We start from the raw sequence: 16,045 nt of genomic DNA, 5'->3' as shown, positions 1-16,045 counted from the left end.
ATGTGGAACGATCTCAGCTTTCCGGCACTGCCGCGCCGCACATCCAATGTCGCCCGGTCCGCTCCCGCAGACAACCAGCCGCCGCCATTTCTGCGAGGGCCGGGAGCATTCATACTCCACTATGTCCGCGCTCACCTGCTTCAATTCACCGTGCTCGCCGCCATGATCGTCGGCGCGGCGGGCTGCGCGGTTGGTGTGCAATACGTGATGAAGCTCCTCGTCGATGCCATGGCAGGGCCGAGACATGGAAACGATGCCGTTTGGATGGCGCTGACTCTCTTCATCACCCTCACGGCCATGGAAAGCATCCTCTGGAGGATCAGCGGCTGGCTGTGCTGCCGCACGACGGTGGGAGTCGGCGTCGACATGCGGCTCGACCTGTTTGACTATCTCAATGGTCAGCCGATGCGCTACTTCGCTGAAAATCTCGCTGGTTCTCTTGGCCAACGCATTACGGCCACAGCGGGAAACTTCGGCGCCCTGATAAACACAGTGGTCTGGCGTGTCATGCCTCCGCTCATCGATTTTCTCGGAGCACTGGTCGTTTTCGCGCTCGTGGACGTGCGGATGATGGCAGCTCTGGCCGTATTCGTGGTGCTCGTGACCGGAGGAATGATCCTCTTTGGCGAAAGGGGTCGGCATCATCACAGAACCTATGCGGGACATTCCAACAACGTGAGCGGCGAACTCATCGATGTGATCTCCAACATGTGGGCAGTCAAGGCGTTCTCGGCACGGCAACGGGAGCGGAACCGGCTGGCTCGGGATTTCGGTATCGAGGCCGCCGCGCAGCGTGCAAGCTGGATGTATACGGAGAAGGCCCGTGTGCTTCACGACATATGCATGTGGGTGATGGCGGGGGTCATGCTGTCTTGGTGCGTGCACCTATGGAGCATCGGCCAGATCACACCCGGAGACGTGGTGGTGGTGAGCGTGCTGACCTTCCGGATCCTGCATGGGTCACGCGAGATTGCGCTGTCGTTGGTCGATATGGTGCAGCAGTTCGGCTATATCGACGACACTCTGCGGGTGATCGCTCAACCGCAATCGGTTTGCGATACACGCGAAGCAGCGAAGCTGGAGCGGAAGGGCGGGGCGGTGGATTTCAAAGCTGTCAATTTCACTTATGGCGGCAGCCGCGACGCGGTTCATGATATCGACCTGCATATTCCCGCCGGGCAGAAAATCGGTATCGTTGGTCCTTCGGGGGCCGGTAAGTCGACGTTGGTTCATCTCCTGCAACGCCTCTATGATGTGCAGAAAGGCGAGATCCTGATCGATGGTCAGGGCCTGCAGACGATCACGCAGGACAGCTTACGCGAGGCGCTCGCGGTCGTTCCGCAGGAAATCACCTTGTTTCATCGAAGCGTGATGGACAACATCCGGTTCGGAAAGCCGGACGCCACTGACGAGGAGGTTTTCGCGGCGGCCAAGGCGGCCTATTGCGATGGCTTCATTCGAGCCTTGCCTCAGGGATATGATACGATCGTGGGCGAGCGCGGAACGAAGCTGTCCGGTGGCCAAAGGCAGCGTATCGGCATCGCGCGCGCCTTCCTCAAGGATGCGCCCATCATCATCCTGGATGAAGCGACTTCCGCGCTCGATACGGAGTCGGAGATGGAGATTCAGCGCGCCTTGGTGAGGCTCATGCGCGATCGAACCGTCATTGCAGTGGCGCACCGGCTTTCCACCCTTACCGCGTTCGACAGAATCGTCGTCATGATGAACGGGCGGGTCGTCGAGGACGGAACGGCTGCGGATCTTCGCCGGCAGAACGGTCTCTTTGACCGTATGTGGCGGCTCCAGGCGGAGGGAATGTCCCTCGATGCCGTCGTTGAGGATGCCGCATAGCAGGCTTCGGGCGACCTATGGCGCGTTCCGCATGTTCGGCTCGGCCAACTTGGCCGGGTCACCCGCGACGAGTTCATAGACCTCGACGGGAGCGCCGCCGTTCATGACGAACCGCTCGAACGGGTAGAGATGGTGCATGTAATGCTGCTCATAGCGCTTGCGCAGGCGATAGTCCGTGGCAAGGCTATGCATGAGAAGGGACTTCACCTCCGGGGCCAATTCTCGGAAGAAGATGCCGTCCTCGACCACGATCATCTTCGGGCGGGCCGCGAGAATGCGCTGCATCTCGACACGTGGCTCCACCCAGGGGCAACCGTCTCGGCCCGGGTAGTCTCTGTGAGGTAGGCCTGTGAAGGCGAAGCGGGTCGCCGGTCTTGTCTGGGTCATGTAGTAGATGATCGGCTGAAATCCGACCACGTAGATCGTATCGCCAGGCTGCAGCACGGACGCAAGGTCGGCCGCGACCTGCCGCGGTGTATCACCGGCCCAGCGTTCGGCCGTGATCAGCCGGTCCTTGAGAACATAGATCGTATGCAGCAAGGGTTCTTTGGCTATGGCGAAGAGCATGGTTCCAACGAGCACGGAAAGAAGTGCGTAGCGGACCCGTTGCCTCTGCACGTGATCGAGAACGCCGCGTGCGAGCACAAAGCCGGCCATCAGACTCGCGGAGGGGAGAAACTGTAGGAAATAATGATCCGAGGCGATCCGAAGGAATACCTGGCAAACAATGATCGAGCCGAACCAAAGGCCCAGGAAGACACATGCACGAACCTCATGGTTGCCGCAGGCCAAGCGCCTCGAGAACGCGAGGGCCAGGGCTGCTGCAATCCAAAGGGGAGCCTGTTCCCACATGGCGCGGAAAGCCGGCTCGAATTCGAAACGACGCTCAAGGCCGTAGAACACCCGGTGAGCCGTGATGTTGCCGGCAACCCAGGCGTCCCATTCGCCAGCAAGCCCGTAGGTCAGCATGACCGCGAGCGTCGGCAGGATGGCGACAATACCGACGACTACGAGCCCGAGGGCACTTGCTCGCACACGCGTCGGGAGATCGGCGGCGCGTGGCGTGGTCAGAATGAAGAAGCAGGCGAAAAGAGCAAGGATGTCGAAAAGGATGGATTGCTTGATTTGAATCCCGATACCGACACAAAGCCCTATGCCGATGAGCGTTGAAGCTCTGAAACCGACGGGATCCCTCAGGGCTCGGAGCAGGAGGAAGAGCGCAAGAACGGCGAAGAGGTTGAGAAAGAGCTCCCCTTGAGCGGCCACGCCACCTGTCGCCAGGGTGAAGACGATATAGGTCAGGCCGCTCGTGACTCCGATGGAACGGGATTCATCGTCGAACAGCAGTCCGGCGACACCCGACAAAAGGTAGGCAGTCGCCCCGACAGCGAGACACGCGGCAATCCTTGAGACGATGATGCCGTCGAAAGGAAGGGCCGTGAAAAGGGAGAACAGGCCGAAAAGTCCGAACGGCTTGAGATCGCAGATCGTCGTATAGGGCAGGTGTCCCTTCCCCAGTTCGGAACCCATGAGAATGTAAAGGCTCTCATCGTAGTTGTAGACGGAGTACACGAACGAGATCAGGCGCAGTACGAACGCCGCCGCCAGGAAGTTGACGAGGAGCGGTATCGGGCGCCAAATCCAGTCTCCTGCCACGCGTCTCAATCTTCAACTCCGGATCCAAGGGGGAATGACGAAGTTCCGGCGTGCGGAAGAGCCAAGCTCGATGTCGGTGCGGCCAAGGCTCAATTGCTTGCTGCCAGTCTGGCATAGCAATGCGGGCGCAGAAGTGGCAAGGCGAGTTACCTTCGAAAACCCCACGAAGTTCCGAAATACTCCTTATGATCACCGCCGCTCGTGGCTCGGTCTTCCACAGGTTAATGAGAAGCGCTTGCATCGGGCTCAGGCTATGCCGGTCATAGGAGGCGTGGATGGGTGAACTTGTCATGTTGACCACCTTCGTAGGCATGGTGAGCGCAACGGCGAGGCTTCTCTATCGGAATCCCATCCAGTGGTCCGAAGCACCGGGTGAGGGGAGGGAAGCTCAATCTGTCAGGATGCGCGATCTCTCTTGATCTCGCCCCGACCATTCGAGCTCCCGTTGAGCGAAGCGGGGCTCCGACCCCGTGCGACTCGTGCGCCCCCTGGAACAAGGCCGGGGTTGCTGAGTTGACGGTCGTCGGAACCCCTCGGCAGACATGTTCCGGGCGAGAGCCTTTGACTGCCAGAGATTCCGGAACCTCGAAAAATCAAGGCGAAGGCCTGTCACTGAGTGGGGCGAAATTCATGCTGCCAAATGATAACCCGACCGAAGATCGCATCAGGACGCTCATCGGGGTGCTTTCGGGCACGCTCAAGAATATCGATGCGGAATTCGAACTCGAATTGGCTCGCGTCCAATCATCGGCGAACCCCGACCTCAGGCCTATGATTCTGAGCACGGTTCAACGACGCCATATGCAGCGTCGAGAGCCCTATGTTCGTCATCTTGCCGAACTGCGTCGAAGCATCGGCGCGCAAGACCAGCACCATCCGACATGCGGAATGGGCGGCACGGCTTCAGCCCGCTGAGATGGTGGCCTCAGGCCGCCTGTCCCCGATCTGCTGCGTGTCCCTGAACATCTCTTTGAGAGCGCTCATGAGCATCGGCTGGGCGGCTTGCCCCTCGGCAAGGGTCAGAAAGTCGTTGATTCCGAAGCGCTCCGCACCGCGCTCGATCTCGCTGTTCAGGTGCGCGCTGGTGCGTATCCAGGAGTGTTCCACATATAACCCCGGAGCTGCGGTATCGAGGACCAGATGCCACCAATCTCCAGCGTTCTCCGTCGGACGTTCAGCCTCGAAGGCCAGCTCACGCTTGAAAACAGACATCGGTAGTCTCCGTTCGGTCACTGTACCAATGATGGGACGGGTGGAGGGGCTTGGCCACCCGTGATCTCAAATCTCATCCTCGGCAACTTGGTTCCCGAATCCTCCTTGCCATCAATATTATCCCGCTCGTCCAGGTGGCTTGGCGTCCATGAGCGGTACAGGAGCATGCCGTGCGAGGCCAAAGCCGCCTCGATTGCGATAGAGGTGTCATAAGATTCGATTCTCATGGCGTGGGAGAATGTGCTCGACTCTCCCGCAGCGTGAAACATCCCAGCAGGGAGGTGGTGACGCCAATCCTCTTGCCAACACCGCCGCCAGACCCAGTTTCCTGAGAAGGAAGGGGAGTGGCCATGATCACCGACCGAAATTCCGACCTGTTGAAGGAGGCCGTTTCAGAACTCGCCAGACTGAGAAGCGCGGCGGAAGGTCCGACGCGGTTCCTCACCCATCTCTACGCGTCCGCTTTGGAGGAGTGGGCCCATCGTCTCGGCATGGAGACGCTTCAACTCAACGAGCTGGTTCTCACAAGCGATCGTTTTCCAGGGCATGACGTTCGATAGGAGAGGTGCCGAGCCGGCTGCGGGCCACGCAGGTTCGGCGAAGCCATCCTCCTGATCCGAGGAGCGCCTTGCTCATGACGCCCGGGCGACAATGACACGCCTCTCCAAGGATTTTTGATGTCTGCAATCCCACGCGACAAGAACCTGGATAGCACGCGGGCGCTGCTGAGGGAGGGTTATACCTTCATATCGACACGGTGTGAGTGCTACCAGTCCGACATCTTTGAGACACGGATCATGCTCGCCAAAGCCATCTGCATGATGGGAGAGGAGGCCGCCAGGGAGTTCTACGCGCCGGGCCGTTTCACCCGCAAACGGGCATTGCCCGAACCAACGCTCTGGCTGCTGCAGGATCAAGGCGCTGCTCAAGTTCTGGACGGAGAGGCGCACCGGTCCCGCAAGCAGATGCTCATGTCCCTGATGTCACCAGCTTCCATCGGGCATTTGTCGGATCTGGTGGCGGAGGAGTGGCGATCCCGCATTTCACGATGGCAGGATATGAAGGAGATCGTGCTTCACCAGGAGGTGGAGGGAATCCTTTGCCATGCCGTCTGTACGTGGGCCGGGGTTCCGCTGGGCGAGGGCGAGGCTTCGATGCGGACACGGGAATTCGCGGCCATGATCGAAGGAGCGGGAGCGGTGGGGCTGCGGAACTGGCGTGGCATGGCCCTGCGCCGGCGGACTGAACGGTGGGCGCGCGGTGCGGTCGAGAGGCTTCGCTCGGGCGAGGTCAGGGCATCAGAGCAATCAGCGGTTCACACCATCGCTTGGCGCCGCGGACCGGATGGGAAGCAGTTGGATACCCCGACGGCAGCGGTGGAGCTGATCAATCTGCTGCGGCCCACCGTTGCCATCGCCCGGTACATCACGTTCGGGGCTTTGGCCCTGCATGATCATCCCCATTGTCGAGAGCGGATCCCGACGGGTGACGGTGAATACCTACAGTTCTTCGTGCAGGAGGTGCGCCGCTATTATCCGTTCTTTCCGGTTGTGGCGGGACGGGTTCTGCGGGAGTTCGAATGGAGGGGCCGTCGCTTTGAGCGGGATGAGTGGGTGATCCTGAATTTGTATGGCACCAATCACGACTCTCGTATCTGGCAGGAGCCGCAGCGTTTTCAGCCAGAGCGGTTCCGCTACTGGGACGGGAGTCCATATAGTTTCATCCCACAGGGCGGGGGCAGTCACATGGCCAATCATCGATGCGCAGGCGAATGGATTACGATCGGGCTGATGAAAACAGCGATGCGCCTGCTGACACGGAAGATGAGCTATCAGGTGCCGCAGCAGGATCTCCGCATCGACCTGTCCAGAACGCCCGCGATCCCCAACAGCCGATTCCGGATCGGGGACGTGCGGCGCATGTGACGCCGAAGATCTCAAACAGGGCGATCCCATGCTGAACACTCTCCATGCACTTGCGGTCATTGCAATCTGTGCCTTCATGAACTCATCCGCCCGATCTGCTCCGCTTTTCGACGCCATCGTGGTCATGGGCGACAGCTTGTCGGACAACGGCAATGCAGGACGCGCCTCGAACGGGCCCGTCTGGGTCGAGTATCTGGCGGCGGATATGCAGCTGACGCTGGAGCCGAGCCGCGCAGGCGGGACAAACTATGCTGTCGGCGGAGCCCGTCTCGATCCCCGTTCCGGCAGCACGAGCCTGCGCGCGCAGGCGGACGCTTACCTTCGGCGGTCCAGCCCGAGGGGCCGGATCCTTCACATCGTTTTCGGGGGAGGCAACGACCTGCTGGCCATGGTCGGTCAGCCACAGTCCGTCTCGAAGGTGGATGCCGCCATTGCTTCCGCGAGGAGCATCGTGGCGGACTTGGCTCGTCGGGGCGCGACCGACATTCTCGTGCCCAATCTGCCGGCAATCGGCATCACGCCTGCCTTGCGAGCTCAAGGCCAAACGGCCGTTGAAGCAGCGAACAGGCTAGCCGAGCAATTCAACAGAGGTCTCGATCAGGCTCTTTCGGAATTCGGTGGACAGACGGGCCTGCGGCTCTACCGGCTTGACGTCTGGAGGCTCGCGGAGCGGGTGAGCGCCGATCCGGCGGCGGGAGGCTTTGCCGACATCACCACGCCCTGTCATCAGCATCGGCGGTGCGAGGGGCATCTGTTCTGGGACAGCGTTCATCCGACCACGCAGGCTCACCGGCGTCTGGCGGAAGCTGCGGTTCAGGTGCTGGAAGCGCAATAGCGGAAATCCCGGAAGAATCCGGCGAGCTTAAGCCCTGCCGCCGACCGTCAGAGCATCACCGCGCCGCGCGTGCTACGGGGCTCTTCGTTTCCCAAGAGGAAATATGTTCCCGAGGAAACATGTTCCCGCACCGGGCATTGACACGAGAATGCGCAGGGCAGGGGCCTCCCTGGGTTGCAGGGCGACCGGTGCAGAGCGCGGCGCGAGTCGAGCGACGCACCGCCGAACCGGCTAATCTCCCTGGAGAAGAGCGAAGGCCGGAATCGGAAGGTGCCAAGCCTTCATGAGTGATGACGCCGGCATGGTAGGAGACGACGTTGCTGACATGCCTCGGACGATGGAGTCTTGCCGCCAGTCTGACGTTGATGCTGACGGCCTGTGACCATGACGATGTGCCTGTCTTGAGAGAACGGGCCCAGCAGGCCTGGAGTGCGGTGCAGAGCCATTACCGACAGCGCGCCGACCAGGTGCCGCAGCTGGTCGAGGCCGTGCGACGGGCTGCCCCTGCCGAGCGCGAAGTGCTCAATGAGATCCTGGCTGCCCGCGACGATGTGGCGACAATCCTGAATGCGGACGGCTTCATCGCCGATCCACAACGCTTCCGTCAGTACGTGAAGGCTCAGCGGCGCCTCTCGGCCGCTTTGGGCAAGCTGTACGGGACAGTCGAGCGTTATCCTGAACTGACCGGCGACACGCGCTTTGCGGAGCAGTTGTCGGAGTTCCAGCGTCTCGAGGACAGGATCGTTGTCGCCCGCAGCGATCTTATCGCGGCCGTGCGGGCTCACAATCAGGAACTGCGCACTTTCCCGGACGGCTGGATCACAGCCATTCTCAACCCGGACGCGAAGCCCCTGACCGCCTTCGCCCAGGCGCAACTGGAGCGTCGCGACGATCCCGCGGAGTAAAGCTGCGGTTCCGGCAGCCACGGCTCCGGCGAAGGGGAGAGCACTCGAGGGTGCTCTCCATCAGCGCCGCTTCCATCGGCGGGCTCGGCCCCGGTGAGGGATCGTTCTGCCTGGAGCCGGTCCCATCCTATTGTTGCGGTGAGTTCGGCGGCGTGTTGCCGGGAGGGTTGACGTTCTGCGGGGGAGGATTGGTATTGCCAGCGGCGCCTGCTCGGTTAGCATCGTTGCTGTAGCGGAACTCGGGCGCGTTCTGCAGGTCGGCCTTGGTCATCCTCACCATGGCGCGGGCCGGAGTGTTGGGGTCATTTGCTGTCCCAGTGGCTCCCGTGCCGCCTGCCGGAGCAGTCCCCCCCATCGTCGATCCGGTGCCGCCAGCAGCCGTGCTGCCTGTCGTGGCCGGCTGTCCTGCCCCGCCGGTGGCCGTACTCGGCACCGTCACGCCGCCTGCCGTGTTCGTGCCTGAGCCGCCCTGGTTGGTGTTGGCGGAGGCTTGGACCTCCTGATTCGACATCCATTGCACCTGCTCGAAGGGGATCGCGACGTCCTTCTGGCCAATGCCCAGGAACCCGCCGACCCCGACCACGATGCCATGGATCTTGCCCTGGTGGTCCACGAGAACCTCGTCGATGTCTCCGATCTTCTGATTGTCGGTCCCATAGACATCGATGCCCATCAGTTGAGAGCCGCGCATAAGGTCGCGCGGCATCTGGGTCATCACTTGCCCGGATCCGGCGGGCTGGGTGGGAGCCGCCGTCTGAGCGAGGGCGGAGCCAGAGATCAGGGCGGCAGCGGCAAGACCCGCTGCAAACTGCAACTTGAGCATGTGTTCCTCCTTGGAACGAGAGCGTCACGCGACGCTTCAAGGGGAACGGAATTGGTTCGAGATGGTTCTTTCGCGTCTTAGAGGACGCGGCGCATTGCCGGCGGAACCTTGCAGGAACTCGATGGATCTCCCTTGTCCGCAAAGGAGCTCCGGGTGGCTTCGGCTCGGCCGGGGTCCAGGGGGCGGACGGCCCGTGGAGCGCGAATCCAGGTCGCCTGTGGAACCTCCGCTCCGCCCTTCGGTTCACCCGAGCGCCCCTACCTTGAACCATTGACGCGCATAGGAATGTTTGCGCGCATTCCTGGAGTGTCGCTCTTACGGAGGCTCCCATGCGGAAAGCACTTATTCTGGCGGCTGGATTGGCTCTCATTGGAACGTCGGCGTGGAGCCAGAGTCCGTCGCGGGATGACGACGATGACGATGATAGGCGCGGACGATGGCACGAAAGTCACGGCCGCTGGGACAGAGACAGGGATCGTGACGATGATGGCAGAGGCTATCATCGCGGTCGCGGGATGCACGGTGACGACGATCGGTCCGGGCGCGGAGCGCGCTTCTTTCTCCGAAGCGGCGATACGCAGCTTCGGATTGTCTGTGGCGAGGAGGAATCCACGCAAGCCTGCGTAGACGCGGCTTTACGGATATTCGACCGCGTGCAGTCGCAGCCACGTGCCACCACGAGTTCGCCGACGCCGGCACCCACCGCACCGGCGACGCCGCAATAACGCAAGAAGATCGGTGGTGCGTCGTGCACCGCCGATCTCTCGGATTCAGTCCTCGCAAATGCGATAGCGCCTTATGACTCTTTCGCCGAAACGGTTCGTGTAGCGGCGGGTCTCGTAATAGCAATCACGGTCTCGGTCGCGCCAGCGCCGGTCGCGGTCCCAGCGATCGCGCTCTCTCCAGTCCCTCCCGCGGTCTGGATTCCAATCCCGCTCCTGCCATTCTCGGCCGCCGTCCCAATCGCGCTCCATCCGCGGCTGGGCGGAAACAGCTCCCACCAGTCCGCTGGACAGAATGCATCCTGCAAGGACGGTCGATAAGCGCCTGAGTTTTGCCATGGATGACCTCGGTCCGCTCAGTGAACGTGGAAGTCAACGGCTTCGAGAATACCTCGTTCCTGCGCTGGCAAGGGGCTTTGGATCGACTCAGATGTGGGCATGAGCCGCTTTTTCGAGAACGGTGTTCAGGACAGGTGATCGAGGGTGAAGCGTGACCGATAGGGGAATTTCCCGTTCGTGAAATCGCCTGCATCGCCGACGCCAAGTTCCAGCGGCTGCGCCTCTCCTTCAAACAGCCGTCCGCTATCTCCTGCGATCAATCGCCGATGTCCAGCTGACGGGCCAGAAGATTGCGCTCGACGCTTTGCAGGTGAGCGCGCATGGCCGCCGCAGCACCGTTCATGTCACGGTTCTCGATGGCATCAATGATCGCTTCGTGCTCGGCGAAGCTGTGGTGATCGGCGTTGGGCTTGACCGGGTTGGAGCGAAGGCGGCCCCATGTGACGGCCCGGCGCAGAGCGTTCAGCATGTCGAACATGCCGAGGAGGGGGGTGTTCTGCGTGGCCTCCGCGATGGTGCGGTGCAGCCGGGTATCCCAATTCTCGTATTGTCGCCATGTCGCCGCTTCACGCGTGCGCGCCTGACACGTCCTCAGCTCAGTGAGATGCATGGGTGTCGCCGTCAGGGCGGCCGCCCTTGCGATCTCGGGCTCGATGATCAGTCGTGCCCGCATCAATTCAGCCGGATTGGTCCGTCTGGCCAGAGTGGCGATATCCGAGAGCGTGTCGGTCGGACGATTGCCCATGAAGGTCCCTTTGCCGACATGGCGCCAGATCTGGCCCTCGGATTCGAGCGTTCCAAGCGCTTTCCTCAGTTCCGTCCGGGTGACGCCGAGCGCCGCGGCCAAGTCCCGCTCCGGCGGCAGGCGCCCGTCCTCGGGCAGTTCCGCCTGTGCAAGGAACGCCCGCAACTGCGTCACAATGCTCCGGTTGGATCCGGCATCGTTCATCATGTGCATCATATCGGCTCAACCAATTTCCGATTGGTCGGAGCTATTATCTAAAACTGTAACGCAGTCAATTGCAAAAGTTCTTGACAGGCCTGCGGCCAATTGCAACCAATATGGCATTGGTCGCAAATGGTGCGGCTGGAGACAAGAGCGGGCCAACCGCCTGAAACATCGGGAGAGAAACATGTTCAAGGGCTTGGTGTGCTTAAAGGCAGGCGCCGCAGCGGTCGCCATTGGTGCGGCGCTGATGGTGTCGAGTGCGGCGGAGGCCGCAAAGGTTCGTGTCGCATTCGGCGATATCGCCAGCGTCGAATCGCTCCATCTCCTGACCGCTTTCGAGCGGGCGAAGGAGAAGGGCGTCGATATCGAAGTCACCTATCTGAAGTCTGAGGATATTGCCGCGCAGGCCGTGGTGGGCGGTCAAGCCGATATCGGCGTCGGTGGTCCTTATGCCCTGGTTCAGAAAGTCAAGGCTCCCATCCGGATGTTCATGCAGCTGTCGACGCTGCGTTTCTACCCGGCCGTCAACGGCGAGTTCTACAAGACCTGGAAGGATCTGGACGGGCAGGAGGTCGCGGTTCACTCGCGCGGTTCCGGCACCGAGGCCATCATGAAGCTCATGGAGCAGCGTCAGGGGATCAAGTTCTCCAAGATCAGCTACATCCCGGGCGCGGAGGTTCGCACGGGCGCTCTGCTCCAGGGCAACGTGAAGGCCACGATCGTCGATGCATCCGGCCGCCGCCTGCTCGAAGCCCAGGCTCCCGGAAAGTTCGTCATTCTGCCGCTCGAGGGCGTGAACGCAACGGATGAGGCCTTGTTCGCCAACACGAACTTCCTCGAGAAGAATGCAGCGGATGTCGACAAGATCGTAGAGGCGATCCTCACTACCTGGCGCGAAGTGACGGCCAATCCGGGTATCGTTTCCGAGTGGCGCGCCAAGTACAAGCTGCTCCCTGACTTACCGGCCTCGCAGGTCAACGAAATTAAACCCTATTTCGAAGAGCTCGCGAAGGGCAAGGCGTTCCCGCTCAACGGCGGCGGCGCAGCAGCCGCGAAGGACGACTTCGCCTTCTACACGCTGTCGGGCCAGATCACGGGTGAACCCGCAAGCCTGAAAGTGGAGGACTTCTGGGATACGCGTCCGCTGGATCGTGTTCTGGCCAAGATCGGCACCATGTGAGGTGCCGGCATGATGGCTTCCTCTCAGGCGAATTCCCGAGTGAACTCGCAACTGACGTCGCCTGTGAACGGCCCCGTGCGGGCCGTCCATTCCCCGGCGGGCCGGGGCCTGGGCCTCGGTCGCCTGTTCACAAGCCACCCGATCGCCGTGCGGGTGCTCTCCCTGGGGCTCTTCTTCCTCATATGGGAAATCGCAGGGCGAATACCGATCAGCTACGCTTTCCCGACCTTCCTCGAGACGCTTTACGCCTTCTCCTCTCTGCTTCTCGACGGCAGTCTCATTGCCGCCTACGGATCCACTCTCCAGCCTCTCGTGATCGGAGTGGCGATTTCCGGCATCGTTGGGGTGGGGCTGGGCATCGTCATGGGCTTGTCCCGCAAGGCCGAGTGGCTCGTCGCGCCATTGTTCATCGTCCTTCAGTCGGCTCCCATGGCGGCCCTCATTCCGCTCATCACCTTCGTGTACGGCATCGGCCTGATGGCGAAGACCCTTGCGGTCATCATGCTGGCTCTGCCGGTCATTGTGCTGAACGGCTACAAGGCGATCCGGAATGCCAATCCCTCTCTGGTCGCGATGTGCCGCTCGTTCCAGGGCACAAGGCTTCAGCAGATCACGAAGGTCATCATCCCGGATGCGAGCCCGGTTATCTTCGCGGGCCTTCGTCTCGGTCTCGCGGCCGGATTCATTGGCGTCATCCTGGCGGAACTCCTGATCACGCCGACTGGGATCGGGGACCTCATCACGTACCATCGTTCGGTCGCCAATTACGCCGAAATGTATGCCGCCGTCGTGTCCATCATCCTGGTATCGACGCTGACGCTCGCGGCCTTGGAGGCCTTCGAGGTCCGAGTCCTGCGTCCGGAAAAGAAAAGAGGCTGAGATGACTGAATCCACCGCTCCCGTTCACGCCGTGCCTCGCACCGAGGGCGACAGCGCCGTCGAGGTCCGAAGCATCTGCAAGTACTACGGCGACATCGAAGCGCTGCGCCTGATCGACCTCGACTTCCCGCGCGGCAAGCTGACGACGCTCCTCGGGCCTTCGGGTTGCGGCAAGACGACCCTGCTCAAGATCATCGCGGGGCTCGTCGAGCCGACCTCCGGCGACGTGCGGGTCAACGGCAAGGCCGTGACCGGCCCTGGCCCGGAGCGCGCCTTCGTGTTCCAGGACTTCGCGCTCATGCCATGGGCCACCGTGATGCGCAACGTCGCATTCGGGCTTGAATTGAAGGGCATGGGGAAGGCCGAACGCCAGTCCATCGCCCGCCATTACATCGCGGAAGTCGGCCTCACCGGGTTCGAGGACAAATATCCCCACGAACTGTCCGGCGGCATGCGCCAACGCGTGGGCCTTGCCCGCGCCTTCGCGGTCAATGCGGAGGTTCTCCTGCTCGACGAGCCATTCTCGGCCGTGGACGAGCAGAACCGTCGCAAGTTCCAGGAGGATCTGCTGCAGCTCGTGGAGAAGGAGCGCAAGACCTTCATCTTCGTCACCCACAGCATCGAGGAGGCCGTCTACGTTTCGGACAGGATCGTCCTTCTCTCCCGCCGGCCGAGCCGCGTTGCGCAGATCATCGAGCCCAAGATCGACCGGACGGCATCACCCGACGCCATCCGCCGTGACCAGGGCTATCTCGATACTGTCGAGGAGATCTGGCAGGGCCTCAAGCATTACGTCGATTGAGGGGTAGGGCCATGACTCTCTACGGTTATCGCGTGCCGATGATGGCATCTCTCCTGGTCTGGTGTTTGATCTGGGAGATCGTCGGCCAGTCCGGTCTGATGTTCCTGGTGCCGCCGCTCTCCAGCGTGCTGATGGCAGGCGTCACCATGGTGCAGACCGAGACATGGCAATCCGCTGCCCTGGTCACGCTGCACAGCTTCGCCGTGGGCATGGCGCTGGCCATCACGGTCGGTATCACCCTCGGCGTGCTGATGGGCCGCTTCAAGGCCGTGGACGAACTCTTCAGCATCTGGGTCAACATCTTCGTCAGCGCGCCGCTCTCGGCGCTGGTGCCGGTGCTGATGATCCTGTTCGGGATGGGCGAGACCACGGTCATCGTCACGGTCTTCCTGTTCGCGGTGTGGATCATCGTGTTGGATACGCGAGCCGGCATTCAGCACGTGCCGAACTCGCTGATCGAGATGGGGCGCTGCTATGGCGCTTCTCCCTTCGCTCTTTACGGAAAAATCGTTCTCCTCGCCGCACTGCCGGAGATTCTCGCGGGGATTCGCCTTGGCTTGGTGCGCGGCGTAAAGGGTGTTGTGATCGGCCAGCTTCTGGTGGCGATCATTGGTTATGGCGAACTGTTTGAGCTCTATTCACGCAGCTTCGACATGGAGAACTTCTGGGCGCTGACGATCATCCTCTTCGCTGCGGCGATGCTGATGTCGGCAGCCGTCGAGGCCGTTGAGAAAAAAGTCGACTATTACGCAGGAGTAAGATGATGAATGCACCCCTCGCCATGACCGGCTACGTCGTTCCGCCAGCGCCGGTTGTCAGCCTGCCCGTTCAGGGCAGCGACAAGCTGTTCCCCGTTCACCGCATCTACTGCGTGGGCCGCAATTATGCGGAGCACGCGATCGAGATGGGACACGATCCGTCCAAGGAGCCGCCGTTCTTCTTCCAGAAGAACCCCGACAACATCGTCACCGGCGGCAAGTTTCCCTATCCGAGCCAGACCTCGGATGTGCATCATGAAATCGAGATGGTCGTGGCGCTCGGCAAAGGCGGCGACAACATTCCGGTGGAAGCGGCGCTCGATCACGTCTTCGGCTATGGCGTCGGTCTCGACATGACACGGCGCGATCTCCAGGGCGAGGCCAAGAAGCTGGGGCGTCCGTGGGAAGTCGGCAAAGCGTTCGAGGCCTCGGCTCCCTGCGGCCCGCTGGTGCCCGCAAGCGAAATCGGTCACCCGAGCGCGGGCGCGGTCACACTGAAGGTGAATGGGGAAATCCGCCAAAAGGGCGATCTCAACCAGCTCATTTGGAAGGTGCCGGAGATGATCTCGTACCTGTCCGGTCTCTTCACCCTGCAGCCGGGCGACATCATCATGACCGGCACGCCTGCGGGAGTTGGCGCGGTCGTGCGTGGTGACGTTCTCGAAGGCTATGTCGAGGGCGTCGGCAAGCTGGAAGTCGTGGTCGTCTAGGCTGCGCAACTCTGCTCCGTAGGACGCCACGAGGCGTCCGAAGAATCCATGACGCCGCCGCAGCGCGTTCCTCTGCGCTGCGGCGCGAAGACCACGGCGGGCAACCGCTGGCGTATCACTACCGCAGGCTTCCTCGACACGATCGACGAAAACCTCAAGAAGGCCGCGATCGGTTGATCATGCGAAAGTCTCTCCCCCAAAGGCGGGGAAAGGCACCAAGGAGGAAGGGCTGCGAGCCGCCCCTTCCATCCATGCCCCATGGGGAAGACGAGTCCTTAGAAACCTACACCCTCCACAGAGGCTCCTCTGCATGTACGGTATCGCGGTTATTGATCTTGTTTGGCTTATGGCTGCGCTGTTGGCGGCCGGGGCGGTGACGGGACTTCTGGCGGGGGTGTTCGGGGTTGGCGGCGGGGCCGTGGCGGTGCCGATCCTCTACGAGCTGTTCCGGCTTCTGGAGGTGCCCGAGGCGGTGCGCATGCCCCTGAGCGTGGGCACC

18 protein-coding genes and 1 pseudogene are annotated in these 16,045 nt (G+C 61.7%); 14 read left to right on the top strand and 5 right to left on the bottom strand.

What is annotated here, in order from left to right; all coding sequences use genetic code 11:
- Positions 1-1,851 carry an ABC transporter ATP-binding protein gene (locus E4K09_RS18270; protein WP_134499207.1) on the top strand — a complete coding sequence of 617 codons (1,851 nt, stop codon included), beginning with the start codon at positions 1-3 and terminating at the stop codon, positions 1,849-1,851.
- Between the two features lie 15 nt (positions 1,852-1,866).
- Here the strand turns inward: E4K09_RS18270 and E4K09_RS18265 are convergent, their stop codons facing one another.
- Positions 1,867-3,507: a glycosyltransferase family 39 protein gene (locus tag E4K09_RS18265; protein WP_244610580.1), complete on the bottom strand. Its 1,641-nt coding sequence runs from the start codon at positions 3,505-3,507 to the stop codon at positions 1,867-1,869.
- A gap of 630 nt (positions 3,508-4,137) precedes the next feature.
- Between E4K09_RS18265 and E4K09_RS18260 the strand changes: the two genes are divergently transcribed.
- Positions 4,138-4,422, top strand: a complete 285-nt coding sequence (locus tag E4K09_RS18260) for a hypothetical protein (protein WP_134499205.1) — start codon at positions 4,138-4,140, stop codon at positions 4,420-4,422.
- Here the strand turns inward: E4K09_RS18260 and E4K09_RS18255 are convergent.
- On the bottom strand, positions 4,411-4,719 hold the full coding sequence (locus E4K09_RS18255; RefSeq protein ID WP_134499204.1) for a hypothetical protein: 309 nt from the start codon (positions 4,717-4,719) through the stop codon (positions 4,411-4,413). The two genes, E4K09_RS18260 and E4K09_RS18255, sit on opposite strands and share 12 nt — an antisense overlap.
- A 350-nt stretch (positions 4,720-5,069) precedes the next feature.
- Between E4K09_RS18255 and E4K09_RS18250 the strand changes: the two genes are divergently transcribed.
- The 4 genes from E4K09_RS18250 to E4K09_RS18235 all read left to right on the top strand — a co-directional run bounded on the left by E4K09_RS18250 (position 5,070) and on the right by E4K09_RS18235 (position 8,384).
- Complete coding sequence (locus E4K09_RS18250; RefSeq protein WP_134499203.1) at positions 5,070-5,279, top strand: hypothetical protein; 210 nt, start codon at positions 5,070-5,072, stop codon at positions 5,277-5,279.
- A 237-nt stretch (positions 5,280-5,516) separates the two neighbouring features.
- Positions 5,517-6,644, top strand: coding sequence for a cytochrome P450 (locus tag E4K09_RS18245; protein WP_244610578.1), 1,128 nt, complete (start codon positions 5,517-5,519; stop codon positions 6,642-6,644).
- Between the two features lie 28 nt (positions 6,645-6,672).
- On the top strand, positions 6,673-7,479 hold the full coding sequence (locus E4K09_RS18240; protein ID WP_134499201.1) for an SGNH/GDSL hydrolase family protein: 807 nt from the start codon (positions 6,673-6,675) through the stop codon (positions 7,477-7,479).
- A 317-nt stretch (positions 7,480-7,796) separates the two neighbouring features.
- A complete protein-coding gene (locus E4K09_RS18235) occupies positions 7,797-8,384 on the top strand; it encodes a LemA family protein (RefSeq protein WP_134499200.1) in 588 nt (195 codons plus the stop codon).
- Positions 8,385-8,511: 127 nt separating this feature from the next.
- Here the strand turns inward: E4K09_RS18235 and E4K09_RS18230 are convergent, their stop codons facing one another.
- On the bottom strand, positions 8,512-9,207 hold the full coding sequence (locus E4K09_RS18230; RefSeq protein ID WP_134499199.1) for a PRC-barrel domain-containing protein: 696 nt from the start codon (positions 9,205-9,207) through the stop codon (positions 8,512-8,514).
- Positions 9,208-9,612: 405 nt separating this feature from the next.
- Between E4K09_RS18230 and E4K09_RS18225 the strand changes: the two genes are divergently transcribed.
- Positions 9,613-9,834, top strand: a complete 222-nt coding sequence (locus E4K09_RS18225; RefSeq protein ID WP_134499198.1) for a hypothetical protein — start codon at positions 9,613-9,615, stop codon at positions 9,832-9,834.
- 143 nt (positions 9,835-9,977) lie between these two features.
- Here E4K09_RS18225 and E4K09_RS18220 read toward each other — a convergent pair whose 3' ends face one another.
- Together E4K09_RS18220 and E4K09_RS18215 are read right to left on the bottom strand one after the other, a co-directional pair.
- Complete coding sequence (locus E4K09_RS18220) at positions 9,978-10,268, bottom strand: hypothetical protein (protein WP_134499197.1); 291 nt, start codon at positions 10,266-10,268, stop codon at positions 9,978-9,980.
- 256 nt (positions 10,269-10,524) lie between these two features.
- Positions 10,525-11,226, bottom strand: a complete 702-nt coding sequence (locus E4K09_RS18215) for a FadR/GntR family transcriptional regulator (RefSeq protein ID WP_193557318.1) — start codon at positions 11,224-11,226, stop codon at positions 10,525-10,527.
- A 175-nt stretch (positions 11,227-11,401) separates the two neighbouring features.
- Here E4K09_RS18215 and E4K09_RS18210 point away from each other — a divergent pair, with 175 nt between their 5' ends.
- From E4K09_RS18210 to E4K09_RS31130, 7 genes and pseudogenes are all read left to right on the top strand, one after another.
- A complete protein-coding gene (locus tag E4K09_RS18210; protein ID WP_134499195.1) occupies positions 11,402-12,397 on the top strand; it encodes an ABC transporter substrate-binding protein in 996 nt (331 codons plus the stop codon).
- Positions 12,398-12,520: 123 nt separating this feature from the next.
- Complete coding sequence (locus E4K09_RS18205; protein WP_425293861.1) at positions 12,521-13,276, top strand: ABC transporter permease; 756 nt, start codon at positions 12,521-12,523, stop codon at positions 13,274-13,276.
- Between the two features lies 1 nt (position 13,277).
- Positions 13,278-14,078 carry an ABC transporter ATP-binding protein gene (locus E4K09_RS18200; protein ID WP_134499194.1) on the top strand — a complete coding sequence of 267 codons (801 nt, stop codon included), beginning with the start codon at positions 13,278-13,280 and terminating at the stop codon, positions 14,076-14,078.
- A gap of 11 nt (positions 14,079-14,089) precedes the next feature.
- Positions 14,090-14,842 (top strand): ABC transporter permease, encoded by a 753-nt coding sequence (locus E4K09_RS18195; RefSeq protein ID WP_134499193.1) that lies wholly within the window; start codon positions 14,090-14,092, stop codon positions 14,840-14,842.
- Positions 14,842-15,546 (top strand): fumarylacetoacetate hydrolase family protein, encoded by a 705-nt coding sequence (locus E4K09_RS18190; protein ID WP_134499192.1) that lies wholly within the window; start codon positions 14,842-14,844, stop codon positions 15,544-15,546. Before E4K09_RS18195 ends, E4K09_RS18190 begins: the two co-directional genes overlap by 1 nt.
- 48 nt (positions 15,547-15,594) lie before the next feature.
- On the top strand, positions 15,595-15,723 hold the full coding sequence (locus tag E4K09_RS30715; RefSeq protein ID WP_280177477.1) for a hypothetical protein: 129 nt from the start codon (positions 15,595-15,597) through the stop codon (positions 15,721-15,723).
- 133 nt (positions 15,724-15,856) lie between these two features.
- A pseudogene (locus E4K09_RS31130) lies at positions 15,857-16,045 on the top strand (sulfite exporter TauE/SafE family protein); the annotation flags it as partial.

The organism is Microvirga pakistanensis (assembly GCF_004458765.1).
Taxonomy (GTDB): domain Bacteria; phylum Pseudomonadota; class Alphaproteobacteria; order Rhizobiales; family Beijerinckiaceae; genus Microvirga; species Microvirga pakistanensis.
This window is presented reverse-complemented; position numbering and strand designations above follow the sequence as displayed.

What these genes read in the sequence shown, in the direction of transcription:
- E4K09_RS18270 (WP_134499207.1), top strand. Translation starts at nt 1, where the DNA reads ATGTGGAACGATCTCAGCTTTCCGGCACTGCCGCGCCGCACATCCAAT.
- E4K09_RS18215 (WP_193557318.1), bottom strand. Translation starts at nt 11,226, where the DNA reads ATGCACATGATGAACGATGCCGGATCCAACCGGAGCATTGTGACGCAG.
- E4K09_RS18200 (WP_134499194.1), top strand. Translation starts at nt 13,278, where the DNA reads ATGACTGAATCCACCGCTCCCGTTCACGCCGTGCCTCGCACCGAGGGC.
- E4K09_RS18260 (WP_134499205.1), top strand. Translation starts at nt 4,138, where the DNA reads ATGCTGCCAAATGATAACCCGACCGAAGATCGCATCAGGACGCTCATC.
- E4K09_RS18225 (WP_134499198.1), top strand. Translation starts at nt 9,613, where the DNA reads ATGACGACGATGACGATGATAGGCGCGGACGATGGCACGAAAGTCACG.
- E4K09_RS18250 (WP_134499203.1), top strand. Translation starts at nt 5,070, where the DNA reads ATGATCACCGACCGAAATTCCGACCTGTTGAAGGAGGCCGTTTCAGAA.
- E4K09_RS18245 (WP_244610578.1), top strand. Translation starts at nt 5,517, where the DNA reads ATGCTCGCCAAAGCCATCTGCATGATGGGAGAGGAGGCCGCCAGGGAG.
- E4K09_RS30715 (WP_280177477.1), top strand. Translation starts at nt 15,595, where the DNA reads ATGACGCCGCCGCAGCGCGTTCCTCTGCGCTGCGGCGCGAAGACCACG.
- E4K09_RS18255 (WP_134499204.1), bottom strand. Translation starts at nt 4,719, where the DNA reads ATGTCTGTTTTCAAGCGTGAGCTGGCCTTCGAGGCTGAACGTCCGACG.
- E4K09_RS18195 (WP_134499193.1), top strand. Translation starts at nt 14,090, where the DNA reads ATGACTCTCTACGGTTATCGCGTGCCGATGATGGCATCTCTCCTGGTC.
- E4K09_RS18230 (WP_134499199.1), bottom strand. Translation starts at nt 9,207, where the DNA reads ATGCTCAAGTTGCAGTTTGCAGCGGGTCTTGCCGCTGCCGCCCTGATC.
- E4K09_RS18240 (WP_134499201.1), top strand. Translation starts at nt 6,673, where the DNA reads ATGCTGAACACTCTCCATGCACTTGCGGTCATTGCAATCTGTGCCTTC.
- E4K09_RS18220 (WP_134499197.1), bottom strand. Translation starts at nt 10,268, where the DNA reads ATGGCAAAACTCAGGCGCTTATCGACCGTCCTTGCAGGATGCATTCTG.
- E4K09_RS18210 (WP_134499195.1), top strand. Translation starts at nt 11,402, where the DNA reads ATGTTCAAGGGCTTGGTGTGCTTAAAGGCAGGCGCCGCAGCGGTCGCC.
- E4K09_RS18190 (WP_134499192.1), top strand. Translation starts at nt 14,842, where the DNA reads ATGAATGCACCCCTCGCCATGACCGGCTACGTCGTTCCGCCAGCGCCG.